Source organism: Candidatus Limimorpha sp. (genome assembly GCF_056203535.1).
In genome coordinates this window covers 1-25122 of record NZ_JBADWU010000059.1, presented here as the reverse complement: position 1 = coordinate 25122, position 25122 = coordinate 1, and the positions used below count along the sequence as shown (strand labels likewise).

The 25122-nt window shown below is 45.5% G+C and carries 14 protein-coding genes and 2 tRNA genes; 6 read left to right on the top strand and 10 right to left on the bottom strand.

What is annotated here, in order from left to right:
• Nucleotides 1–16: 16 nt before the first annotated feature.
• Nucleotides 17–1453, bottom strand: coding sequence for a tetratricopeptide repeat protein (locus AC06MN_RS07330; RefSeq protein ID WP_475671706.1), 1437 nt, complete (start codon nt 1451–1453; stop codon nt 17–19).
• 153 nt (nt 1454–1606) lie between these two features.
• On the opposite strand from AC06MN_RS07330, the gene AC06MN_RS07325 reads away from it, so the two are divergent.
• The gene (locus AC06MN_RS07325; RefSeq protein WP_475671705.1) at nt 1607–3502 is read left to right on the top strand and encodes an AAA family ATPase; all 1896 of its coding nucleotides are present in this window, start codon (nt 1607–1609) and stop codon (nt 3500–3502) included.
• Nucleotides 3503–3532: 30 nt separating this feature from the next.
• On the opposite strand, the gene AC06MN_RS07320 is transcribed toward AC06MN_RS07325, so the two are convergent.
• A complete protein-coding gene (locus AC06MN_RS07320; protein ID WP_475671704.1) occupies nt 3533–6472 on the bottom strand; it encodes a DNA methyltransferase in 2940 nt (979 codons plus the stop codon).
• 154 nt (nt 6473–6626) lie between these two features.
• Here AC06MN_RS07320 and rlmD point away from each other — a divergent pair, with 154 nt between their 5' ends.
• Nucleotides 6627–8054 (top strand): 23S rRNA (uracil(1939)-C(5))-methyltransferase RlmD, encoded by a 1428-nt coding sequence (gene rlmD / locus AC06MN_RS07315; protein ID WP_475671703.1) that lies wholly within the window; start codon nt 6627–6629, stop codon nt 8052–8054.
• Nucleotides 8055–8319: 265 nt separating this feature from the next.
• On the opposite strand, the gene AC06MN_RS07310 is transcribed toward rlmD, so the two are convergent.
• On the bottom strand, nt 8320–9483 hold the full coding sequence (locus tag AC06MN_RS07310) for a MalY/PatB family protein (protein ID WP_475671702.1): 1164 nt from the start codon (nt 9481–9483) through the stop codon (nt 8320–8322).
• Between the two features lie 119 nt (nt 9484–9602).
• On the opposite strand from AC06MN_RS07310, the gene AC06MN_RS07305 reads away from it, so the two are divergent.
• The 3 genes from AC06MN_RS07305 (at nt 9603) to AC06MN_RS07295 (ending at nt 10326) form a co-directional block, all read left to right on the top strand.
• Nucleotides 9603–9684: transfer RNA gene (locus tag AC06MN_RS07305), tRNA-Tyr, on the top strand.
• Nucleotides 9685–9861: 177 nt separating this feature from the next.
• The gene (locus AC06MN_RS07300) at nt 9862–10176 is read left to right on the top strand and encodes an RNA recognition motif domain-containing protein (RefSeq protein ID WP_475671701.1); all 315 of its coding nucleotides are present in this window, start codon (nt 9862–9864) and stop codon (nt 10174–10176) included.
• Between the two features lie 76 nt (nt 10177–10252).
• Nucleotides 10253–10326: transfer RNA gene (locus AC06MN_RS07295), tRNA-Arg, on the top strand.
• A 224-nt stretch (nt 10327–10550) separates the two neighbouring features.
• Here the strand turns inward: AC06MN_RS07295 and AC06MN_RS07290 are convergent.
• The 6 genes from AC06MN_RS07290 to AC06MN_RS07265 form a co-directional block, all read right to left on the bottom strand.
• Nucleotides 10551–10844 carry a PG0541 family transporter-associated protein gene (locus tag AC06MN_RS07290; protein ID WP_475671700.1) on the bottom strand — a complete coding sequence of 98 codons (294 nt, stop codon included), beginning with the start codon at nt 10842–10844 and terminating at the stop codon, nt 10551–10553.
• 121 nt (nt 10845–10965) lie between these two features.
• On the bottom strand, nt 10966–14100 hold the full coding sequence (locus tag AC06MN_RS07285; protein WP_475671699.1) for an efflux RND transporter permease subunit: 3135 nt from the start codon (nt 14098–14100) through the stop codon (nt 10966–10968).
• A gap of 123 nt (nt 14101–14223) precedes the next feature.
• The gene (locus AC06MN_RS07280) at nt 14224–15252 is read right to left on the bottom strand and encodes an efflux RND transporter periplasmic adaptor subunit (RefSeq protein ID WP_475671698.1); all 1029 of its coding nucleotides are present in this window, start codon (nt 15250–15252) and stop codon (nt 14224–14226) included.
• 33 nt (nt 15253–15285) lie between these two features.
• A complete protein-coding gene (locus tag AC06MN_RS07275; RefSeq protein WP_475671697.1) occupies nt 15286–16590 on the bottom strand; it encodes a TolC family protein in 1305 nt (434 codons plus the stop codon).
• 421 nt (nt 16591–17011) lie between these two features.
• A complete protein-coding gene (locus tag AC06MN_RS07270) occupies nt 17012–19969 on the bottom strand; it encodes a glycoside hydrolase family 3 N-terminal domain-containing protein (protein WP_475671696.1) in 2958 nt (985 codons plus the stop codon).
• Entirely contained in the window at nt 19966–20829 is an 864-nt protein-coding gene (locus tag AC06MN_RS07265; RefSeq protein ID WP_475671695.1) for a TlpA family protein disulfide reductase, read from the bottom strand. Before AC06MN_RS07265 ends, AC06MN_RS07270 begins: the two co-directional genes overlap by 4 nt.
• Nucleotides 20830–21041: 212 nt before the next feature.
• Here AC06MN_RS07265 and AC06MN_RS07260 point away from each other — a divergent pair, with 212 nt between their 5' ends.
• Complete coding sequence (locus AC06MN_RS07260) at nt 21042–21395, top strand: hypothetical protein (protein ID WP_475671694.1); 354 nt, start codon at nt 21042–21044, stop codon at nt 21393–21395.
• A 315-nt stretch (nt 21396–21710) separates the two neighbouring features.
• Here AC06MN_RS07260 and AC06MN_RS07255 read toward each other — a convergent pair whose 3' ends face one another.
• Nucleotides 21711–23882: a sugar-binding protein gene (locus AC06MN_RS07255; RefSeq protein ID WP_475671693.1), complete on the bottom strand. Its 2172-nt coding sequence runs from the start codon at nt 23880–23882 to the stop codon at nt 21711–21713.
• Nucleotides 23883–25122 lie beyond the last annotated feature (1240 nt).

Here is a 25122-nt window from a genome sequence, read left to right as displayed (position 1 = left end):
ATTTGAATTAAGTTTATTAAGGTCTGTTGTTTTTCTCGTGTTCTGCAATCAAATTGATAATGTCGACATCGTTGCCGAGAAGATCCTTGTCGTAGTCAACGAAATCGCGGTAGCCCTCGAAATCGTTTGTCAAAGCCAAGTCCAAAGTGCTTAAACCGTTGGTTTTATTGCCTTTGACGAAATAGGCGTATGCCAGAAGATAAAGCAGGTTGGAGTCGTTTTCGGTGTTGAGCAGACCTTGTTTCAAAGTGTCGATGGCTTCATCAACGCGATCCTGTTCTCCGTAGAGGTCGGCAATGAAATAATAGGAGTCGGGGTCGGAAGGCGACTGCTCCTGAATCTTCATCAGATATTCCATCGAGTGGCCGAAATCCTCGATTTTGCGGTATTCGGCGGCAATGGAGTAGAGGTAATCGGTTTCGTAAGGCTCGAGGGCGTAGGCTTTTTCAAAATACTTGATGGCTTTCTGGCTTTCGCCGCGGTCGCTGAAAACATAGCCCAAGCCAGCCCATCCACCGCCAATGACGGGGTTGCGCTCGACGGCCTTACGATAGTGTTCTTCAGCCGATTGCAGGTCTTCCGAACGATAGTAGCAGTCGCCTAACGAGACGCGGATCATGCCTGAGTCAACGCCGTTGCGTAGGGCTTCGTTCAAGGTGTCGATGGCTTCTTTGTAGCGGCCCAAATCGTAATAAATGTCGCCCAAGTGCATGTTGGTCCAAAGGTCTTCTGGGTCGATGGAAAGGGCAAATTCGTATGGGTCGATGGCCTCTTCATACTTGAACATCATGCGGTAGCAGTCGCCGATATTGGTCCAGGCCTTGCTGTTATGTGGGTCTTTGTCAACGAGTTGCTGGAAAAAGTCGAGACATTCGTCTTTTTTGTCGTCGCAGAGGTAGCAGCATCTGATTTCCTGATACAGCTGGTCTATTTGCATTTTGTCCTGACAAATGGCCAATGCTTTCTTGTAAAAACTCAGGGCGAGATCGAATTTACGAAGGTGCTGATATTCAAAGGCAATGGCGTTGTAAAGCTCGCATTTCTCGTCTTCATCGAAAAAGGGCAGGGCAGCCAGATAGGAGTCAATGGCTTTCTGCGATTTTCCCAAGGCGGCGAGGCATGAACCCAAGGTGAGGAAAAAATCGGGATCATTTTCGTCTTCGTGCTCGGTGTGTTTCAGTATCTCGAAGGCTTCCTTGGGATTGTTTTCCAAAAGGAACTGTCTGGCATTCTTTATTTTAAGACTGTTGTCCAAAGGGTGCTGAATCATGGCCAAATCGACGGCATGGCGCGATTTTTCAATCTCATCGCGTTGGGTGTAATAGTCGATGATCATGCCAAATTCCTCCGTGTCGAAATAGACGGATTCGTCCTTTTCGAGCATTTCCTCGTATTGTTTCACGACATCCTGAATCTCGTCTTCGTAATCCCTGAAATCTTCCTCGTCGAACATGATGGTTAAAATTTTTGCAAAGATACGAAATTTTCGTGGATTTCAGAAAACTACAGGTTAGACAAATTGAATGGATTTTTAGGTTGTAACCTTGCAAGTTTTTCTTGCAAATGAAAACATTTGTATCTTTGTGCCAAATTAAAATATCTGGTTATGGCAATGTTAGATGGAAATGATGGCTGTTCAAAAGCTGCAATAGGATGTTTAGTCTTCGTGGCTTTGATTCTTGTTGTTATTTTAATTGTTTTAATGGTTGTGGATCTCCCTGGAATAGCCTTTTTCGCTGTTGTAGGATTGGCAGTTGTAGCAGTTGTGGCTTATATGATTTTCCACAAACAGGAAAACAAGCCAGAAGAAACGGTGCAAAGTGAAGCGGTAAAAGATGTTCCCGAGATTGAAAACCTGCCTTCTACAGAAGCGGTTGAAGCGCCGAAGCCTGAAAAAAAGGAATTCATTAGCCTTGAAAGGTTGCAGGAAATACTTGCAAACGAAAAGGACGACAGGAAAAAAGTCTTCATTGAAAACTATATAAAATGTTACGACATTCTCAAGGATCGGCACGATAATGCATTGGAATTTCCAAAAGATCCCAAAGAATTTGATTCGGAGAAATACAAAACGGCACAGAAACAATTTGAGGCATTTCGTGACAAAATGGTTGCCAATCAGTTGGTTATCGGAGATGAAATGGCAGTTAATGCCGATGCCTATAGGAAACTCAGTGCTTTGATTGATGAAAATGATTGTGATAAAGAATGGATAATTGATGAGTGCATCAGTGGTTACCAAAGCAGTAGTTTTGAAGAAGCTCCGACTCTGGATTTTGATTTGCTTCTTCTGATTACAAATGTTAGAGGATTGAATTGGGTTGGAACATATTGTAATGTACCCTGCTTTATCGTTAGTGATGCCAAATATTATATTTATCCGAATTTCATTGTTAAAGTAAATGAAAAGTATGAAGACCCAAATCTTGATTATGAAATCCTGTCGTTTGATGATATGGAAGTGAACTTTGTCAAGATAAGGTACAAAGAGTATCTTTGGGATGATGTTGTTCACGATGCGAAACGTTTAGGAACTTGGTATGATAATCGTGGGAATGAGCGTCCGATTAATGAATATGGTGCTGTCGAAATTCCAAAACTTAATGTTACTCTTGTGTTTAGCAATGCTTTCTATGCTAAGCAACTTGCAGAGGCCATGAATGAATTTTTTAGCATCAAGGTTTCGAGTGAGAAGGCTGAACGGCATTTGGGCAGCGAGGAATTGGATGCCCTGATAGGCCTGACGACGGTGAAGCAGGAAGTGAACACCTTGCGGAATTACATTAAGATTCAGCAGGAACGCGAGAAAAACGGATTGAAGCCGACGCAAGTCTCTTATCATTGTGTGTTTACCGGCAATCCCGGAACGGGAAAAACCACGGTGGCACGCATTGTTGCACAGATTTACAAGGAATTGGGCGTTCTGAAGAAAGGTCATCTGATAGAAACCGACCGCTCGGGACTGGTGGCAGAATATGTGGGTCAGACGGCGGTCAAGACGGACAAAATCATCGACAAGGCATTGGATGGCGTGCTTTTCATTGATGAGGCTTATTCGTTGGTGAACGGCGTTGAAAGCGACTATGGCCATGAAGCGATAGCAACGCTTCTGAAACGCATGGAAGATAACCGCGATAGGCTTGTCGTCATTCTGGCGGGCTATTCCGATGAAATGAAAGCCTTTATCGATTCAAATCCAGGGCTTCAATCGCGTTTCAACCGTTACATCCATTTCCCCGATTACAACGAAGATGAAATGTTTCGGATTTTCTGCCTGAGATGCGAAAAGTCTGATTATGTGATTACTGAAGAGGCAAAGGCAAGGTTAATGGATTTGCTGGCGCAAAGTGTGGCCAACAAGGATAAGAACTTCGGAAACGGCAGGTTTGTCAGGAATCTGTTTGAAAAGACGGTTGAGCATCAGGCAAACAGATTGGCGAAGATGGAAAACCTTACACCCGAAATGTTGTCACGGATTGAGAAGGAGGATGTCGGATTATAACCGAATTCTTCCTTTCGTATTCAGTAGGTTTTATTGCTCTTTCGTCATTTCCCCGTACAGACGCATCAGTTCGGCAATGTACTCGCTTTCAATCATCTTCGTGCTGAAACCGTAGGCAGTCATCACGGCATGGTCATTTTCCTTATGGGCTTTGCGCAGTTCGGGTGGCATAGTTGCTTCGTCGTACAAATCGGCCAAGGAACAGTCGGGATATTTTGCGCGGGCATCCAATATGGCTTGCGCCGTCTGCTCAATTTTAGCCTTTTGCTCCTCGGTTGGCGTTGGCCACGGGAAGTTGTTATAGACAATGTCCTTTGAGTAACGATAATCCGATTTCAGTCGTCCGCAAACCACTCGCATCCATGCCATGTGGACAAATGAGGTCAGGATGCCGAAATGGTAAAGGGTGGCATTGGGAATGATTAGAACAGCATCGCTTGCTATTGTTTCACAGTCAAGGAAGCCTAATGGCACATACCTGCGTCTTTCCGAAGAAACACATGGAACAAGCAAATAATGACCGTTTTTCGGTTGCCTGATTTCACCAAAAAGAGTCGGAATGTCGGCAAGTTTCCTTGTGGCTTCCCTTTTGCTTTCCAATCGCAGATTGCGGACGTTTTCGACACGTTTCAGCAAATCTGGATTTCTGCGGATTTCCGACGGAGAGGCATCAGCAAGCCACAGGCAATATCTTTCCTTTTTATTGATGAATTCGTATGCACCTAAGAATAACCTGATGAATTTAGCAGCGTTTGTGTCTTTTCTAATCAGCTCGTCTTTTTCTTGCCGTGTCAAGATGAAATTGCCGCCATCGTTAGGCATACTGCCGAACAGCATTTCGGGGACATCGGAAACGGACTTTTTCCTGCTTTCAATCCAAACAGCTTCAGCATCAATCAGATAAGGACTTATGTTGCTGGCTTGAATAGGATTGTCAGATTCGGTGAAAATGGCTTTCGTTTTGCTTCCGCATGTTGAAAATCCGATGATTACGCAATGAACGTGGGCTTTCAATGTTGATTCGCTGTCCCAATGGAAAGTGCGGTAGGCAAAATCTATTTGAACGCCATAATCTTCAAACAACGGTTTCCAAAGATTAGCGACTTGTTCGCCTTGCGTGATGCTGTTTGTGGAAACCAAAGCCGTATGGATATTGTTGCCCCGCATGATTTTTGCCGCTTTGTAGTACCAACCTGAAACATAATCCATGTTTCCGATGTTTTTCCACTTTTTGCCAAACACATCAATCATGTCCTGTTTCTGACTTTCTGACATCAGTCTCGCCCCCACAAACGGCGGATTGCCCATAATGTAGTCGAAATCAACGTGATAAAACTCTGGTTCCTTTCCTTTGGGATTGAGGTGAATTTCGTCGGTATACAAATCAATGTTGCCGTAACGCACCACTGGCTCGTTGACAATTGATGCGGGCGATTCGTGTCTCGGATAAACGTAGGTCTGGCCGGCAATCACCACCTGATGCGGTTCATCGGCCACTTCCCATTCCGTCCACGGCACGCGCAAAGCGTTGGCTTCCTTGATGTTGTGGTAGGTTTTCAGCGGTAGCATATCCAAATCGAGATTCACGATTGATGAGGTTTCTTTCATCATTTGGCTTTCGGCAATCCATAAGGCCGTGGTGGCGGTTGCAACCGCAAAATCGTTGATTTCGATGCCGTAGAACTGATGGATGGAAACCTTTATGGGGTTGGTCTCTGCAAGGCCAATGTAGACTTGTCCCTTGGCCTGAATGTTTATGGCCTCGTTTTCTAAACGGCGAAGCGAAAGATAGGTTTCGGTCAGGAAATTGCCGCTGCCGCAAGCCGGGTCAAGGAATTTCAGCCGCGACAGTTTTCCCTGAAATTCAGAGGCGTGTTTCGCCTGTGCTTTGCCGGTTTTCTCGGCTTTTATTTCGTCTAATTCCTTGCGCAAGTCGTTCAGAAACAGCGGGTCAATCACCTTGTGAATGTTTTCGATTGAAGTGTAGTGCATTCCACCAGAGCGGCGCGTTTCGGGGTTCAGGGTCGACTCGAACACGGCACCGAAAATGGTCGGGCTTATTTCGCTCCAGTCGAAATCATCCGATGCCTTGGTAAGAATCAAAGTGCGCAAATCGTCGCTGAAATTCGGTATTTCAATGTCGCTGTCGGTAAACAGACCGCCATTCACATACGGAAATGCGGCCAGTTCTTCATCGAGATACGGGTCACGTTCCTCAATCTTGGTGTCAAGCACTTGAAACAAGTCAATTAAAGCATGGCGGAAATTACGGGCATCGAATCCAGCCATGTAGTCGTGAAACATGTTGCGTTTCCCGAACACGCCCGCATCTTCGGCATACAGGCAGAACACCAGCCTGACGCAGAGCATGTTCAGGCTGCGGAGCGTCTCGGCACTGGTGGCGTCCTTGTATTGGGCGAGCAGGGCATCGTAAATCTTTCCCACCAAATCGCCCGCCTTGATGCTCACTTCCATTTCCTTTTTCAAATGAATGTTGCCCATTTCGGTCAAAAACGAAAGGCGATAGTATTCATTCTGAAGGTTTTCCAAAAGGATTTCAAACGGTTCGCCATTCGGATTTTCCATGTCGTAAACCAGAAAAGACTGGAAATTGCTCACCACCACCCAGCGTGGACGGAGAGAATACGGGAGTTCGTTGGCATAACGCTTGGCCTGTTGGAAAGGCGTAAGCATGGAACCGTCACTTTGCTTGTAACCTTTGTGCAAGTCAATGTCAAAACTCTTCTGTTCAATCAGGACTTTGGTGGATTCGATATACGCATCAATGAAACTCACATGGGTAAGCTGCACGCGCTTCTCGAATTCGATAAACTTCTGGGGCTCTTCCATCCCAAACACCGAGTGTAGAAGCGACATCCAAAACTGTTGCGTCTCGCTTTTTTCATCGCCACGGTTTTTCCAATAATCGGCGAAATCCTGCGCTGCCTGATGCTGTTGATGTTCTGTCATGATAATGGATTTTGTGGGCAAAAGTAATGATTTTTTATTTTCATCTTACAACCAAATTAAAAAATGTAAACCAATAACTTTTGTTGACAATCAATGCAATTTCACTATTTTTGTGGCGCAAAAAAAGTGTTTAAAACTATTCAAATTTGATTGTATGAAAAAGAAAAAAGCTCCAGAATATATCGAAGATGTCGTTATTGTTGATGCCGGTTCGGAAGGCATGTCGGTGGCGAAACCAGAGGGTAGGGTAGTGTTCATTCCTTTTGGTATCCCTGGCGATATTGTTGACATTGAGGTGTTTAAGAAGAAAAAGAACTTTTTTGAGGGTAGAATCATCAACTATAAAAAACTGTCGGACAAGCGTGTTGAGCCGCGTTGTGAACATTTCGGCCTTTGCGGAGGCTGCAAATGGCAGCACCTTGATTATCAGTGGCAGTTGTATTACAAACAGAAACAGGTGAAGGACAATTTCGACCGTATCGGCAAAATTGAATATCCCGAAATACGACCGATTTTGGGCTGTGAAAAACAGTTTTTCTATCGCAACAAGCTGGAATACGCTTTCTCGAACCGTAAATGGCTGACTGATGGCGCACCCGTTGGCACGCACGACGAGGAAAGCTGCAAAGGCTTAGGTTTCCATCTGCCATCGCTTTTCGACCGCGTTGTCGACATTGAAAAATGCCACCTGCAAGCCGACCCATCAAACGACATCCGTCTGTTTGTCAGGAAATTCACTATGGAACGTAAGATTTCCTATTACAACGTCAGGGCACACGAAGGACTGATGCGAAACATTGTCATCCGCTGCAATTCCAAAGGTGAGTTTATGGTGATTATCGTCATCAATGAAGAAAATTCCATCATCCGCAATGAACTGGTGCCAGCTTTGGAAAAGGAATTTCCGCAAATCGTTTCCTTGTTGCTGATTATCAACAACAAGATGAACGATGTCATCAACGATTTGCCGTTTGAATGTCTGAAAGGTGATCCATACCTGATTGAAACAATGGCCTCTCCCCGCCCCGGCTTCGATGATTTGAAGTTCCGTATCGGACCGGTTTCCTTCTTCCAAACCAATGTCTATCAGGCCGAAAGGTTATATCACGCAGCTTTCGATTTGGCTAACGTTCAAGGCGACGAACTGATGTACGACCTTTACACTGGCACGGGAACCATTGCGCAGTATTTCTCACGTTTTGTAAAGAAAGTCGTTGGCATTGAGTATGTTGAGGAAGCCATTCAGGACGCCAAGGTGAATGCCGAAATCAACGGCATCACCAACTGCACCTTCTATGCGGGCGATATGGCCAAGGTCTTCACTGACGATTTCATTGAAGCCAACGGTCGCCCCGATTTCATCGTCACCGACCCGCCGCGTGCCGGCATGGCGGAAAGCGTTGTGGAACAGTTGCTGAAAATCCGTGCCAGAAAAATCGTGTATGTCAGTTGTAATCCGGCCACTCAAGCCCGTGACCTTCAGCTGCTTGACCAAGCCTACAAGGTGATGGCCGTTCAACCCGTCGACATGTTCCCGCACACGCAACATGTGGAGAACATTACCTTGCTGGAATTGAGATAACTAAACCACTCTGGAAGTCCAGAGTGGTTTAGTTGAACTCCCATTTGTCTCAATGTTCTTCAGGTTTTTCGGTACGGCTTGTCGAAGACAAAAAAATAGTGGAACAAAATTAGTTTCCTTATTGAGTGCCAGAATGCAAGGCTATGGGAATGCGATGCTTCGACAAGCTCTGTAAGCTGATTTGTAGCTCATTAAGTCTGTCGAAATGAGCGAATTTAATATGTAGTTAATTTTGACCACTTACTTATTTTAAACGCTAACATAATTATCCAAATGTCACTTTCAACCTGCGCATGGCTTCCACTACCGTTGCACGCGGACATGCCAGATTGATGCGGAAGAAATTCGTTCCTTCTTTGCCGAACTCGCTGCCACGGTTGAAACCGAGTTGCGCTTCCTGCGTCATTTTGCGCCACATTTCCTCTTCCGAAAGGCCGTAGCCGTTGAAATCGAGCCACATCATGTAGGTTGCCTGAGGCTTGACGAATTTCACCTTTGGCAGATTATTATTTAGAAAATCAGATACATAATCGACATTGCCCTGAATGTAATCCAAAAGTTGACCTAACCATTCATCGCCATTTGTCATGACGGCTTGTGTGGCGACTTTCCCGAAAATATTGCCCAAATCGGCTTCCATGGAATGAACGTAGCCATTCACCAAATCGTGAAGTTCAGGATTTGGGACAATGCAAGTCGATGTTGCCAAACCAGCCAGATTGAAAGTCTTGCTTGCCGCATGGAAAGTGATGCTGTGCTGCGCAAACTCCTCATTGATAGAGGCAAAAGGCGTGTGCTTGAAACCTGGCAACACCAAATCGCAATGGATTTCATCAGAAATCACCGTTACACCGTTTTTCATACAGATTTCACCCAAACGCGTCAGTTCATCACGCGTCCAGCAACGGCCAACAGGATTATGAGGATTGCACAAAATCATTAGTTTTGCGGTTTGAGTCTGTTTTTCGAGCAGTTCGTAATCCATCACATAGCCGTTTTCACCTTTAATCAACGGATTGTAAACCAGTTTCCTACCATGATTGCCTGCCGCATGATGGAAAGGCGGATAGACCGGCGACTGAATCAAGACCTCATCACCTTCTTTCGTCAAAGCCATGACTGTCATCATGAAACCGCAGACCACACCCGGGGTGAAAAACATCCATTCCTGCTGCACTTCCCATTGGTGACGGCGTTTCAGCCAACCGATAACCGACTGAAAATAAGCATCATCCTTGAAATGATAACCATAAATAGGATGCTCGGCACGCTGTTTCACGGCATCGCGGGCAAAATCGGGCGTTTCAAAATCCATGTCGGCTACCCACATCGGCAGCACATCGGGATTGCCAAAGACATTCTTCCTCAAATCATATTTAACGCAGTTAGAATCAGCACGATTCACTATTTTATCAAAGTCGTATTTCATATCAAAAAAGTTTAGTGCTGCAAAATTGCGAAAATTATTCGTGAATTTTTGTCGATGCAAAGAAAAAAATCGTACTTTTGCAGCGTCAAATCCGAAAGGAAGACGTTCTTTAAAATCTTGGGGGAGTCGCATAGTGGCAATTGCAACAGACTGTAAATCTGTCCTCGGATGAGTTCGGTGGTTCGAGTCCACCTTCCCCCACAAGAAAACGGGTCGCAAATGCGGTCCGTTTTTTTGTTTCTCAAACTGGTTTTCCACGAATTTTCCACATTTTTATTATAAATCAGCAATCCCAATCAATATTTTTTTGTAAAAAACACAAAAAAAAGTGCAACGTGTTTATTTTTAAGTATATTTGCACGTTTAAAACTCATAAACATGAAGATATTTGTAGCAAAATTGGCTTTCAAAACCACGACAGAAGATCTAAAGGCTCTTTACGAACAATTCGGAACTGTCAGTATGTGCAGGGTAATTATGGATCATGAAACGGGCCGCTCAAAGTGTTATGGTTTCGTTGAAATGCCTAACGACAATGAGGCCTACAAAGCCATTGTCGAAACAGATGAGACGGAATTTCAAGGCAGTGTGCTTCAGGTGAAGAAATCGCGTCCGCAGACGGAAGCAACAGCAAAACCGGTCGAAAAGCCCAAAAGGCCACACAAGCCTTTCACCCCAAAACCACAGCAATAAGTTTTTTTGATAATTTTTCGAGAAAAGCGTCGGCCTAATCGAAAAATTGTCTATTTTTGCAGCCGCAAACAGAGATGGTCTGGTAGCTCAGCTGGATAGAGCAACAGCCTTCTAAGCTGTGGGTCTTGGGTTCGAATCCCAACCGGATCACTAAATAAGCAACAAACCCTAATTGAAAATCAATCAGTTAGGGTTTTTCTTTTGCCTCATCCTACCGCTTTCGCATCAACATCGTGTCAACCAAATCCACAAAACACAAGTTGTCTTCTAAAAATATGAAATAAAAAATGACTGTCGAGTTTTCGACAGCCATTTTCGGTAGCTTATCAGAATCAGACCATTATGAATAATCATCAATAATAATCTGACCGTAATCAAACCATTCGTTCAATTGGCCAGGAGAAGGCTCTTAAACCCAATTCGGGGGTCTTTTGGTCTCTTTCTTTCAACATGTCGAGAATCGGATTGGCTTTATCGTCATCTACGAAAGTTAGAATGGCGCTGTTGAGGGTAGGCCAGGCATGTGTGCCATAATGAGGCTCACCGGTTTCGCTTCCGTGTCCTTTTATTTCGTTCCATTCGGTGAAACCTTTTACGCCTTTTTCGTTGAGCATAGCCGCGATTTCATCGTAATAGGCTTGATTGTATGCTATGAATATTGCTTTCATGGTGGTTTTGACTTTTAGATTTTTTGACTTGTGGACTTATGGACAATTTGACTAATTGACTTTTTTGACTTTTGGATTTGGAGACACGATTGCATCTCCAAATCCAGAGTCAACAAATTGCTTATCTTAAATTTTCAGTAGAGGTCAGAGCTTTTTCCGCTTTGCGTTTCTTGTTCCTTACGGCGCGTGTTTCCAACGAGCAGTAAAGGGAAGGAATGAACACCAAGGTAATCAATGTGGAAACGGTAAGACCCCAAGCCACAGTGACACCCAAAGAGTTCCAGATTTCGGCACCTTCGCCGCGACCGATGGCCATTGGCAACATACCCAAAACGGTTGTCAAGGTGGTCATCAGGATAGGACGCAAACGTGAACGGGCTGCCTGAACAGTGGCTTCCTTAACTTCAACGCCACGTTCTTCAAGCAGGGTGGTGTAGTCGATAAGCACAATACCGTTTTTCACAACGATACCCATCAGAATCAGGATGCCGACGAATGCCATTACACCTAAAGCCATGCTATTGGCCCACAAGCCGATGAGAACGCCAGTAAAGGTGAATGGGACCGAGAACATAATGACGAAAGGTTTCATCAGATTCTCAAATTGTGCAGCCATCACGATGTAAACCAAGATGATAATCAACACGAGAAGTATCAACAAATCACCGAACATTTCCTGCTGGGTCTCGTAGTCACCGGCAATTGTGGTGACAATTTCATTCGGAATTTCGGTCTCATCAATAGCTTCTCTGGCCATTTCGACAACATCACTCAGAACCTGTCCTTTACCGACAACGGCAGTGACTTTCACCAAACGCTCACGGTCTTTACGCTCGATTTGAGGAGGTGTCAAGGTCTCGACAACTTTGCCCAAATCGCCGACACGGACAGCCTGTCCGTAACCGTTGTATATCTTGATGTCCTCGATATTTTCGATGCTTTCGCGGAATTCAGGTGCGTAACGCACGCGGATGTCGTATTCTTCACCGTCTTCACGATAATAGGAAGTGACTGAGCCGTTGATTCTGTTGCTGACGTATGAAGCAGCCGTCGTGCTGTTCAAACCATTAAGAGCCAGTTTCTCACGATCGAAATCGACTTGATATTCGGGCGTGTAGGCATCGCGGCTGACAATGACTTGCTTGATGCCACGATCACGGAGTTTTTGTGCCAGTTCGTTTGCGATGCGGTCGGTGGTGCCGAAATCGAAGCCGTATACTTCGACCACAACGGACGACATGCTGCCCATACCGCCGCCGCCTTCGTTGACGTTGACTTTCTTGATTTGAGGCTTTGCATTAAGGCGTGTGCGCAAATCATCGGCAACTTCCGTTGAGGAACGCAACCCGGCCTTGCGGCGTTCGGTCTTCGATCCGATACGCAGGTTGTAGGAAATGATGTGCGTGCCGTTGCTACGCATGGAGGCAAAAGCATTGTCGGAGTCGGCCTGACCAAAGCTGTAGTTGCAGATTTTTATTTCCGGAATGGTCATAAATTCATCTGCCAGCTCCTTGGCAAAGGCTCCTGTAACATCTTGTCCTGTTCCCACGGGCAATTCAATGTTGATGGAGATACGGTCCGAATCGCCCTTTGGCATCATTTCGGTCTTGATGGTTGGGCCAAAGACAAATACTGAAACGAGGAACAATCCAATCATGCTGAAAAACACTAGCTTACGATGATTGACAGCCCATCTTATCAGGCGTGCATAACCATTACTGATAGCATCCAGACCTTTGTTAATAGGTATGAAAATGGCCTTGTGCAGTTTGCTTTGGTGAGGGTTCATGACAAGCATATTGGCGCACATCATCGGCACCAATGTCAAAGCACCCGTCGTTGACACAATCATAATGATGGATACAATCCAACCCAACTGCTTGAACATCACACCTGTAGTGCCTTTGATCATGGTCAGCGGCAGGAACACAGCCAACATGGTGAGGGTAGAGGCGATAACCGAAAGCTGCACTTCCTGAGTGGCATGAACAGCGGCTTCCTTTGGTTTCTCACCTTTTTCAATATGGGTCGTGATGTTCTCCAAAACCACAATGGCATCATCGACCACCATACCGATTGCCAGTGAAAGTGCCGACATGGAAATGATGTTCAGCGTGTTGCCAGTGGCATAAAGGTAAATCAAAGAAGCCAAAAGCGAAATCGGGATTGCTAAAACGATGATGATGGTTGCACGCCAGCGGCCTAAGAACACGAACACCACGAGCATAACCAAAAAGAAGGTAATAAAAATGGTGTCTCTCAAGCTGCTGATTGTGTTGATGATGTCGGTGGAGCCATCGACAATAGTCGTTACTTTCAAATCGGAAGGCAGCGTTGGCTCGATTTCCTTCATCTTTTTCTTAATGCCTTTGATAACATTCACCGCATTGGCATCAGTCTGTTTCTGGATGACGATGGTAGCACCTTGAACGCCGTTGCTGTATGATTCCTGGGAGCGTTCTTCCGGGCCATCAATGACTCTGGCAATGTCTCTCAGATAGATAGGAGCGCTGTTGAAGCTGCCTACGATGACATCTTCCATTTCCTTGGCAGATCCGAATTCCTTCTGAATACGGATGTTATAAGTGTTGGAACCAATGTCCAAGTAACCTGCCGGAATGTTTCTGTTCTCATTCATCAAGGTTGATGAAATGCTTTCCAAGGCAAGGTTGTAGGCCTCAAGTTTGTTCGGATCGACGTAGACCTGAATTTCACGCTTTGGAGCACCGTTTGCCGACACTGTACCTACGCCGCTCACACGCGCCAAAGGAGTGGTGATACGGTCATCAATGATTTTTTCAAGGGCAGGAAGACTCTCTTCGGCGGTGACACTCAAAATCATGATAGGCATATCTTCCGCATTGAATTTGAAAATCACGGGGTTGGTGCAGCCGTCGGGCAGGTAGTTTCGCACCATGTCCAGCTTATCGCGCACGTTGTTGGTTGCGGTCTCAATGTCGATGCCGCTTTCAAATTCAAGGGAAATGACGGAAGTGTTTTCCTTTGATGTGGATGAAATATGCTTCAGGTCGGGCACGGCATTGAGGGTGTTTTCCAAAGTCTTGGAAATGTTGGTCTCAATATCCTGCGCGCTGGCTCCCTGATAGGATGTCAGTACCATGATGAAGTTGGTCTCCATGTCAGGCAACTGGTTGATGGAGAGGTTCATCAATGAAAAGACACCGAAAATGGCGATGGCAATGAATACCAAAGCCGTCGTCACGGAATTATTTACTGCTGTTCTTTGTAGACTCATGTTGATTTTTGACTTTTTAGACTAATGGACTTTTTGACAATTTGACTATTAGACCAATGCGCTTTTTGACAGCGAGCTGTTAGCTAATAGCTAATGGCTAACAGCTAGTAGCTGTAAGCACGCTTATTTTTTCACTTCCACTGCAATGCCATTCTTCAAACGGACTTGACCTTCGGTAACAACTTTGTCGCCTTCGTTGATGCCGGAAATGATTTCGTACTTGTCGCCCATGCGCTTGCCGATTTCAACTAACTGATATTTAACAGTATTGTCGGCCTGAAGCACATAAATGAAATGTTCGCCGGAACCCATTTGCTTGACAACGGAAACATCAGGAACGACAACGTGGTGGTTGGTGCCGAAATTAGCCGTGACGCGGGCAAACATGCCTGGACGCAGTTTCTGATCCTTGTTTTCCACGATGACTTCAACCGGGAAAGTATGGGTGTTGGCATTGATAGTAGGGTAGATAAGGTTCACTTTTCCTTTGAAAACTTCATTCGGATAGGCGTCGGTGACGACATCGAATTCCATGCCTTCATGAACTTCGGTGAATTGGCTTTCAGAAACATTAATGAGCATCTTCACAGGAACAATCTGTTCGACGACAAAAATAGGCTGAGCCATGGAATACATATCACCCTTGTCGTAGTTGCGTGTCGTGACAACACCGCTGATAGGGCTTCTTAACTTTGTGTTTTCCAACAGATTGGCGTATGTCTTTTTCTGAATGTTGAGCGACATGACAGCCAAATCATAATCGGCTTGCGAAATACCGCCAATCTTGTGAAGTTCAGTGAGACGACCCAATTCAATGGAATCGTTCACATATTGCAGACGGCTTTTGGCCAAATTGACATCGTCCATCTGGGCCAGCAGTTGGCCTTTGCTGACTTTGGCACCGACTTCAACATAAATGTTGCTGATACGGCCAGCCGATTGCGAAACGATGTTGTTCGTGGCATTCGGTTCGATGTTCGAAGTGTAAGTGGTCGTGATGTCGATGTCTTGCGCGGTAACTGTTTCCACGCTGACTACAGGAGTGATTTGCTGAGGGCTGGCAGCCTGTTCGTTGCTGCTATCTTTTGAGCCGCAGGCTGTCAACATGCCGGCAACGGCGATAGCGATGAAAGTTAATTTTGTGTATTTCATTGATATAGGTGTTAATTTCGTTTATTGTACTTATTATTCCTCATTCCCTAACAATTCATCCAAGGATGCTTTTGCGACCATGTAGTCGTGGATGGCTTGATATATAGTGAGTTGCGATTGTGTCAAGGCCAATTGTGCATCGTTGAGTTCAACCAAAGTCACTTTTCCGACTTCGTACATCTTTTCGGTGATTTGATAGCTTTTCGAAGCAAGGTCAACGGTGTTTTTTGCGGCGTCGAAGTTCTTCAGGCAAAGCTCCATCTGGTCGGTGTAGGTCTTCATGGCAATGCGAAGATTACGCTCGGTGTCTTCCTTCTGGAGGTTCAGCATGTCGATGGTCTTTCGGGTCTGCTTGATGTTGAAGCGCTTTGAGAAACCGTCGAAAATCGGGATGTTGAGGCTGAGTGAGGCCGTTGAAGTCGGGTGCCAAGTCAATTCGCTGTCACCCATGGCCATGTAATTGTAACCGATGCTGGCAGCTAATGTCGGGATATACTGGAACTTCTGCATCTTCAAAGTGGCATCGAGTTGCTTGAGTTGAATGCCAAACTGCTGCAGGGCGCTGTTTTTGTTCAAATCAGTCGGCGTGTCAATGAGAAGAAGTTCGGGAACATATTCATCCAGTTTTCCGATGACTTCAATTTCAGTATCCAGATTGATACCCATCAAGGCTTTGAGTTGCCATTTCGATAACGAGACGATGTTTTCGGCACTCGAAACGCTTGGCTCGGCATTCATCATGTTGACTTTTGCACGGAGCATTTCCTGTTCGGAGGCTTTGCCCACGTTGTAGCGTTGCAATGTGCGCTCGTAGTTCTTGTCGGCATTGTCGTAAATCTGTTGCATCAATTCCAGCGATTCCTGAGCTAACAGCACGCCATAGAAAGCCTGCTTGACTTGTGAAATCAACGAGACTTTTGACGAGCGTGCCTGTTCAACGGCCAGTTCAACATCCAAAGCCGAAAGTTTCAGACTTTGCCAAAGCTGTGCGTTGATCAAAGGCAATGAGGCATTGACTCCAGCGTTGATGTTGTTGTCACGACCCACTTTGATTTCCATAGGTTCGCCGCCCATATCCATCACCATCACCTGCTTTTTCAAGGTGCGCTGGTAGGAGCCACTGGCGCTAATGTTCGGGTAAAGCGAAGCGTAGCTGCCTTTTTGGGCATATCCGCTTTTTTCGATGGTCATGTCGGCAATCTTGATGGTGTTGCTTTCCGAAAGCGCCACTTCAATAGCCTGGTCTAATGTCATTTGCACGGACTGCTGCGCCGGTGCGGTAGTCATGCCTGCGAAAATGGCAGCAGCAGAAAGGATACATAGTTTCAGTCTGTTCATTTTAGTTGTCCGTATTTTTTCCCTTTATTACCTATAAATAAATCATTATTTTTGAATTTGCAAAGAAACACAAAAAAACGCTTGAAAGCATAACAATTCAACGAAATAATTGGTTGCTTCAACGAGTGTTTTTTTCAACGCACCAATGGCTCTTCCTTTAGCAAATCAAAATTGATTTAAATAGGTAGAGGAGTAAATTTTAAGGCTGTTTTTTGATTTACTTTCAGTGAATCACCTTTCGCTCGATTTGCCACAATTTCTTGGCAGGTAGAGGCGGAAGTCAGTGCGTCTCTACGTTTTAAAAAATCCGTTCCAAAAACACGTTTTGTTGTAGAACGGTGTTCGTAACAATCTCAAGATGAATGTCTGTGACTGGGAGCCTAACTTCCTCGAGGCGTAATGAACCCACTGCCCCAAAAAATCATTTCACCGCTTCATAAAGAATATCGTGCAACTGGGTGCGAATGCCAAATTGCACCAATTTGTTCGGTTCGGCATCGGGATAAACGCGGTTCGACAAAAAGACAATGATCAAGTCGTTTTCGGGGTCAGCCCAGGCGAATGTGCCGGTAAAACCAGTGTGCCCGAAACTTGCCATAGAAGCTGATTTCGATGCCGTTGCACCGCCTTTCTTGCCCAATGGCAGTTTGTCGAAGCCTATGCCGCGACGGTTGTCATTTGCAGTGTAAGGTGCTGTGGTGAAATATTTTATGGTAGATGACTTCAAGTATTGCTTTCCATCGTAAACACCATCGTTAATGAGCATCTGCATGATGGCTGCCATGTCGCGGGCATTGGAAAACAGTCCGGCATGACCCGAAACACCGCCAAACATGGCCGCCACTTGGTCGTGGACATCGCCCCAAACCAACTGCTTGCGGAAAATGGTGTCGTTTTCGGTCGGGGCAATCTGTTCACGGCTGAAACGCTTCAGAGGTTTGTAGCCGATGTGCGTCAGGTGCATCGGACCATAGAATTTTTCATCCAAATATTCTTCAATAGTCTGATTTGTAACCTGTTTCACGATTTTTGGCATGTAATAAAACCCCATATCGCTGTAGAGGTATTTCTTTTTGCCCAAACCTGTATTCATAACCGAATCGAAAACCTTTTCCTCATAATCGTTGACAAGATAAAGGTTTTCAGCCACGCGAACTGTGTGATTTTCATCGATTTTGTTACTGTAAAACTCTGGCATAGGGCCATTCCCGTCAATCGTAGATTTATAGAAAGGCACCCAGGCCTTCAATCCTGCCTGATGCGTCATCAGTTCGATGAGCTTCAGATTGGCCTTGTTTGAGCCTTTCAGATAAGGGAAATAATCGCCCAAAGTCTTGTTCAAATCCACAAGGCCGTCTTCGTAGAGTTTCATCATGGCCAAGGTTGCGGCAAAGACTTTTGTGCAAGATGCAATGTCATAAATATCATCAGGTTGCACGCTGTGACCTCCACCATAGGTGAAAGTGCCAAAACACTTGTCGTAAATGACTTCACCGTCTTTCATGGCTACAATCTGGCAACCCGGATAGGCACCCTGCGTGATGCCCGACTTTGCCACCATGTCAAGTTGACGTTCGTATTTTTCAGGAATCCTTACCGTTGATTTTTGTTCACTTTTCGGGGCAGGTGTTTCAAGGCTCGGCTTGTTCAGAATGGGGGTGTAAGTTTTTTTTTCAGCCTCAGGAATATTAGTCGAGACCAAACCATTGCCACATGCAAACTTTGAAGTCGAGACAGGCAAAGTGCCTTTGGCATTCTGCAAACCCGACATGATGGCAACCACGGCCTTCACCGCTGGCACTTCATCTTCATAGCCAACCAAAAGGCCTTTCACGCTGTTGTTGATTCGGAACATATCCAAAGCGTAGGGACAGACAAACAGATTGAGAACCACATCGTTTTGAGCAACAAGACGATTAAAGAAATTGACCGTTTCCTCGCTGATGCCATAGTTGGAAGCGGCAAACATGGTTGTCTTTTCAATGTTGACCACGACTAAATCAAAAGCTTCAAGTTGCTTGAGCCAAGCGGCTGATTTTGTGGAAATTTCTTCTTTCTGGCAGACGAATGAAGTTGTGTTGTAGCCGTTTTCATGCAGTCCGTTGTTTACATCGTTTTTCGTGTTGCCGATGGTGACAACGGCGATTTTCTTCGTTTTCGCCAAAGGGAAGACATTGTCGTTGCGCAACATCGTAACGGCATTATCGAAAAGCGTCTGACGCAAGTCCTTATATTCCTGCTTTTTCAAATCATCGAAAAGGTTAGTGGTCGAAGAAGGTCTGTAATGATTCAAGCCTGCACGGTATTTATAGGTGAGGATTTTCTTGCAACTTTCCTCAACACGCGCCATCACTTTCGGGTCGCGTTCAGCCGCCGACTTGATGGATTTGATGGCGTATGGCACATCGGCAGGCAAAATCAACACATCGTTGCCAGCCATAAATGCCTCGTAGGGAACATCTTTTGGCTGCACGGTCTCCGAAACGCCCTTCATGTCGAGGCCATCGGTAAAAATCAGGCCTTTGAATCCCATTTCCTCTTTCAGCAATTCCGTGACGACACCGTAGGAAAGCGAAGAAGAAGTGTTCTTAACCTTCTCGATGGCAGGGAAATAAAGATGTCCGACCATTGCTCCGTTCACACCATTCTCAATCATGTATCTGAAAGGAGCCAGTTCGATATTTTGGACTTCATCCAAGGTGCGCGTTACTGTGGGCAAAGTCAGGTGGGAGTCGGTGGCGGTATTGCCGTGACCAGGGAAATGTTTCATCGTGGTAATCATGCCTTTCGACTGCATTCCCAATGCGTAAGCCACACCTTTTTCACCAACTTTCTGCGGGTCTTCGCCGAAACTGCGCATCCCGATAATCGGGTTGGCCGGATTGGAATTGACATCCACAACCGGTGCGAAATTGACATGAACACCCATGCGCTGGCATTGCTCGGCAATCTGTTCGCCCATCTGATAAATCAAATTGTTATCGGTAATTGCACCAAGCGTCATCTGATAAGGATAATGGATGGTGTTTTTCACGCGCATGGCCAAGCCCCATTCGGCATCAATGGAGACCATCAGCGGGGTCTGCGACATGGCCTGCCACTTGTTGGCCTGGTCGACCTGTTTCTCGCCATCGTAACGGAAAAAGCAAACACCGCCAATGTTATACTGCTTGATATACTTGGCAACATCTTCATAATAAGGCTTGTCCACCTGATTGGCACGCATACAAATCAGCTGTCCGACGCGCTGCTCAAGAGTCAAACTGTTGTAAACCGAATCCACCCAACGGGTTTCGGCATTCTGTCCGAAAACGCTGCTATACATAGATAGCAATCCTGCCAAACAAATTGACAAACAATACTTTACTTTCATATTCATTTCAAATTTCTAATTTTTTCCTTCAGTTCTTTCCAGTCATAAACCTTCGCCACGATGATTTTGTTTTCATCAATCAAAAAAGCTGTCGGGGCTTGGGTGACATGGTAATCCTCGAATGCCTTGCCACCCCAACGCTGTTCATCGAAAAAATGTTGCCCCGAAAGGCGCATTTCTTCCAAACTTTCGCGCCAGTCTGTTTCATCTTCAGCAATGGCGAAGGTGACCAATTCGTATTCCTTATTAATATATAGTTTCTTGCGCACCTGTTTCAGGAAATCGTGGCAATGTTCGCAGCCCGTAGCCCAAAACACAACCAAAACATATTTTGCCTGGGAATCATGCAAATGATAGGATTGCCCTTCCGAATTAATGCCTTCAATATCAGGCGCAAGTGTACCTTCCTTCACTTTTTGATATGGCTCCGCAATGCGTTCCAAACGCTCGCCTTGCTCAGCCGAAATCTCATTTTCATTCAAGGCTGGAAAATTCAGCAGATAATCGGTGACCGATGCAAGTCCCAGATTCTCAAATCCATTCAGCATGAAATCCAAGATGAACCCATACGTCAGCATATTGCATTTCGCCTTTTCAAACAAGGGTGAAAGACCTACGATGTAATCCGTTTCCTGATTTACAGAATCCTCATTTTCATGGAATTGATAGACGTATTCAGCTAATTTTTGAGAAAACGCCTCGGAATGAATCAACGCTGTATCGTTGAAATCGTAATTCTGAAAAAACGCATCCACTTGCGGAATGTCTCTCTTTTGTGAATAGGACGATTTCGGCAAAAGGCAGCACAAGACAATCAATGCTAAGGCACTGAATACTATGGCTTTGCTTTTTGTCCATCCTTTCATACGGCAATGATTTTGTCAACTGGATTTAGATTTGCAAAGGTAATTGAAAAAATCGGAATGAACGACGAAACGAACTATTTCTTATCGGAAAATGACTTCCAGTGTTTTTTATCTTGATTTTGCAAAATGTGATTTTGCCGATTACCAAATTTCAATGAATTTACATTCAAATTTTTGTCTTATCTTTGCCGTGAAAAATAATCACGGTTTACATGACAAACAACGGCTTTTGGACATCCATCGAAAAGATAATTTCTGACGGCTTCACGTCCGAAGGTCTGGAAATGCTTGATAATTATGCAGAACGATTTATCACAGGTGGGATTGTATATCAACAATTTTCACCGACAGAACAGCATGGCTGCACAAAGGGAGGCGCAACGCATGTCATTGCAACCCTACTCGCGGGAGCAAATATTGCAGCAGATACGCTCACTGCACCAATCGGCAGTTTCAAAAGAGAGCAGCAATGCGCAGCGGCGCAAATCAGCCGAATAGACCATGATTTGTTCGGAAGAAGGAAACATATTTGTTATCGATTGCGACATTCGCATCAACACACCTGAATTGAAATGCGGAGGCACTCGAAAACTGAACAATGAAATAATAAGCAAAAAGTCTGAATCTATCAGGCAATCAAAAAATCAATAGTGCCGAATATGCCGCGAAAGTAAAAGTGCTGAAAGATTTTTACACGGCTGTTTCTGCAAAAACACCACATTCTTATTATTTGCCGATTAAAAAAGATAATAACTGGACTGTTTGGGTGATGAATGGGGGAAAATGTTCAAATATGTCTTTCGATGATTTTGTGTGTAGTTTGAAATAGACAACTGTAATCAGATAATTTACTAAAATGTAACATACTGTAAATCATTTCCTCATTTTCCCCGCAAAGCCTCCTCAAAGGCTTTCCAATGTGCTTCGGTCATGCGCTCGGGTGTGAAGAGGCATAGGCCTAAGGCACCGGCTTTCAGGGCACTCTTTGCGGCTGTCTTCAGTTCCTTTGGCGAGAGGCCGAGGCCTTCGGGGTCTTTTATGTGAGCGCGGTGCTGCCAGTCGTGGCAGATGAACAGCCCGCTGATAACAGGCCTCAGGGTGCTGTTTACCTCTTCTTCGGTTACAGTGCCCACCCATTTTGCTGGTTGCAGGTAGAAGTCGTTGTAATTCATTGGGAAGAACATGTCGCAGTCCCATTTGTCCCACTGTTGGCGCACCATTGGCTCGGCGTAGCTGTGTGGGCCGGGGAACACATCGGCACTGACCTTATAGCCTCGGTCGTGCAGCTCTTTGCAGATGGTGTTGACCAACTTGGTGACGTTGTCGCAGCGGAATTGTGCCCATTCGGGAATGGAGGCTGGGTCGACGCCCTCGGCCAACTTCGCCTTGATGTCGATGCCCGTGCGTGCTTTGAAGTCGGCACAGCAGGCATCGCAATAGCAATAATCCGCTCCCGGATATTCGCATACATTGCCCTCGGCATCGCGCCACGGGTGATGGATTCTGTACTGATATTTATTCCAAAGCCCTTCGGCAAGGATGACATCGGCATAACGGACATAGTCGAACTGCACGAAATCGACGTATGGTATGCTGGCCAGCTGAAAGTATTGCTGCACCAGCCAGTCAATCACTTCAGGATTGTGCGGGTCGAGGGTCTGGTAATAGTCGACGTAAGCCCGATATTCAGGCACGGCAGCCGATTGCCCCCAGCGGTTAACGGTGTACCAAGTGGAATCCATGCCGCCATGCAACATGGTGCAGGCCCAGGCATGGTATTCGAGGCCCATTTCGTGGGCAATGGCCGCACAACGCGCTGTCTTCGGGAAATCGAAACCGCAATTCATGCAGATGCCCGATATGCCGTGGCTTTTCCACAAGGCCATGATGGAACGGAGGCTGTCTTCGGTGACATGCTCCTGGTCCCACGAACTCCAGACGTAGGCTTTCACAGGATATGCTCTTCTCTTGATGCAACCACATTCGTCCATGCTGACGGTGCTGCCATCGGCTTTTGTGACGGTGATTTCGTATTTCAGCGAGGTGGCTTCTATCGCGATTTCAGCGCCAGCGGGTAGGAGGGAGCGGTCCTCTTGGCTTAGCCCGAACTGCTTGAGTTTACTGAAATAGGTCGTAGTGGTCTCAAACTGCTTTTGCTGGGCATAGAACATGGCCCAAAGCAGTTTGTCGATATTGTGGTCGGCGGGGTAGCGGAAAGTGTCGGTTCCTGCGGGCTTGTCGGAGAAATAGAGATAGTTCCAACGCTCAGGCATGTGCATGTTGATTTGGCCCGTGGCGGGACAAGTCCAGTTGTATTCGGGGAGGTAACTGCCCGTTTCCGACTGCTTGCGTTCTGTCTTGCCATTCGTGTTTTGGGTCTGCCATTCCACGCGCGAGAAACCGAGGCGCCAGTAGTTGCCTGCTGTCAAAGGCCTTTCGAAATTGTGTGCAATGGCCCTTTGCGGAATGGCTATCTCCACGCTCCATCCTTGGTCGGTGTCGCTGTCATCATTGATGGTGCCATCGACGTGGGTGGCGAGTTTCGTGCCAGCCGCATCCCAGGCAATGTTGACAAAAGTACCCGTCGCGGTGCGGTAAGGATGCGTGAGGAAAAGGTCGAAACGTGTTCCCAAGGCGTTGATTTCCATTTCAAAATAGTTCTGGCCATCATTGTTTGGATCGATGAAAACCTCAAAATCAGGCTCTTGATAGACCACTTCATCATGTTGGGTGATGTAGGCCCAAACATTGGGTTCCTCCAATTCAGCCGCGATATAGAGATAGTCATCATCCCAAAGCATACGGGCCGAAGTGTAGTAAAGCGGCAGCGGGAAACCTTCGCCGCTGATGTCCTGAAACTTGTCGAGGATGGGAGCATCCTGCCAGGCGGTTTCATCAGGAATGCCATCTATGGTGATGGGACTGCTGGCGCGATACACCACATAGCCATTCGGGTCGGTGAGCAGGCGCTGAAAACGTTGGGTGAGGCCTTGGGCAAAGATGGTCGTGGTACTCAAGACCATTCCTATTATAATAATGAGTGCTTTATTCATTTTGAAATCCGGTAAAATTGAACAATACATATCAGACCACAAAAATACAAAAATATGTGAATGGGCTTTTAAGTAACTATTCATAATTAAACTGCAAAAGTATCTTCTCATTTCGACAGGCTCAATGAGCTGAAAATCAGCTTGCTGAGCTTCGCTCCCTGAGCCAAGGTTGTTGGCTTGCCGAAACATCGAAGGGGCGAAGCATTGCGTCATTTATGTAAACTAATTTTGCTCACCTACTTAATAGAATACTAAACTATCGGCTACTGGATTTATGGTTCAATGTTTTCGAGTTTAGAAAGCGAGGGCTTGCGGAAATGGAAAATATGTGTAATTTTGCGGATGAAAAACATGGCATTAGGCAATTATATGCTTTTTGACCCTTAGTGGTATATCTTATCAGCGTCCGTCAGGCAAGGACTTGCGTTAGCAAGGCCTTATTAGCATGATTCGCCCGATTGACTACGTTGAATCTGCGATTTCGCAGTTCTTTCTCTACGTCCGGCAGACAAACACACTCCAACACAAATCAATTTATAACCGTGATTGTTTTTTTTTGACCGCGAATTTTGCGAATTTAGCGAATAGGAATCCGCTTTGCGTATTCCTTGACTTCGTTGAGGATTCTCTGATTTCTGCCTATAATGTGGCAAATCAAGACGACATTTTGAAAAGAAGACAATTCAGGTCTATTAAACGTTAATTGTTAGTGACATAGCCGCAGTAGGGAAAAGGAAATTGACCTGAATTGACGATGAATTGTCTTAAAAAAGAGACCTATATTTGTTTTCATAATCCGATGGAACACAAAGGCGCACGGCTGTGCGTCTCTACATGCCAAAAAATATGGTAAATCAAGATTGCTTCTCAAAAGCCAGAGAAAAATTGCATAACGTTTTGTGACGACTCACAAAACGGCAAAACATTTGCAATGACACTTTGTGACGACTCACAAAACAGCAAATCATTTGCAATGACACTTTGTGACGACTCACAAAGCGACAAAGCATTTGCAATGACACTTTGTGACGACTCACAAAACGACAAAGCATTTGCAATGACACTTTGTGACGAGTCACAAAGCGACAAATCATTTGCAATCCTGACTTTGACAGCTGTTTTTTTAATGTTTGTAACTTGCTAAAAATCAATATTGTTTAAAAATCAAGATGGTGACGTGGGTGACGCAAGCCCGAAAATTCGTACCTTGCGGGCATGTTTGTACGCAGAAAGGTCAACC

Coding starts and splice junctions, on each gene's coding strand:
- AC06MN_RS07330 (WP_475671706.1), bottom strand. CDS start 1,453: ATGTTCGACGAGGAAGATTTCAGGGATTACGAAGACGAGATTCAGGAT.
- AC06MN_RS07325 (WP_475671705.1), top strand. CDS start 1,607: ATGGCAATGTTAGATGGAAATGATGGCTGTTCAAAAGCTGCAATAGGA.
- AC06MN_RS07320 (WP_475671704.1), bottom strand. CDS start 6,472: ATGACAGAACATCAACAGCATCAGGCAGCGCAGGATTTCGCCGATTAT.
- rlmD (WP_475671703.1), top strand. CDS start 6,627: ATGAAAAAGAAAAAAGCTCCAGAATATATCGAAGATGTCGTTATTGTT.
- AC06MN_RS07310 (WP_475671702.1), bottom strand. CDS start 9,483: ATGAAATACGACTTTGATAAAATAGTGAATCGTGCTGATTCTAACTGC.
- AC06MN_RS07300 (WP_475671701.1), top strand. CDS start 9,862: ATGAAGATATTTGTAGCAAAATTGGCTTTCAAAACCACGACAGAAGAT.
- AC06MN_RS07290 (WP_475671700.1), bottom strand. CDS start 10,844: ATGAAAGCAATATTCATAGCATACAATCAAGCCTATTACGATGAAATC.
- AC06MN_RS07285 (WP_475671699.1), bottom strand. CDS start 14,100: ATGAGTCTACAAAGAACAGCAGTAAATAATTCCGTGACGACGGCTTTG.
- AC06MN_RS07280 (WP_475671698.1), bottom strand. CDS start 15,252: ATGAAATACACAAAATTAACTTTCATCGCTATCGCCGTTGCCGGCATG.
- AC06MN_RS07275 (WP_475671697.1), bottom strand. CDS start 16,590: ATGAACAGACTGAAACTATGTATCCTTTCTGCTGCTGCCATTTTCGCA.
- AC06MN_RS07270 (WP_475671696.1), bottom strand. CDS start 19,969: ATGAATATGAAAGTAAAGTATTGTTTGTCAATTTGTTTGGCAGGATTG.
- AC06MN_RS07265 (WP_475671695.1), bottom strand. CDS start 20,829: ATGAAAGGATGGACAAAAAGCAAAGCCATAGTATTCAGTGCCTTAGCA.
- AC06MN_RS07260 (WP_475671694.1), top strand. CDS start 21,042: ATGACAAACAACGGCTTTTGGACATCCATCGAAAAGATAATTTCTGAC.
- AC06MN_RS07255 (WP_475671693.1), bottom strand. CDS start 23,882: ATGAATAAAGCACTCATTATTATAATAGGAATGGTCTTGAGTACCACG.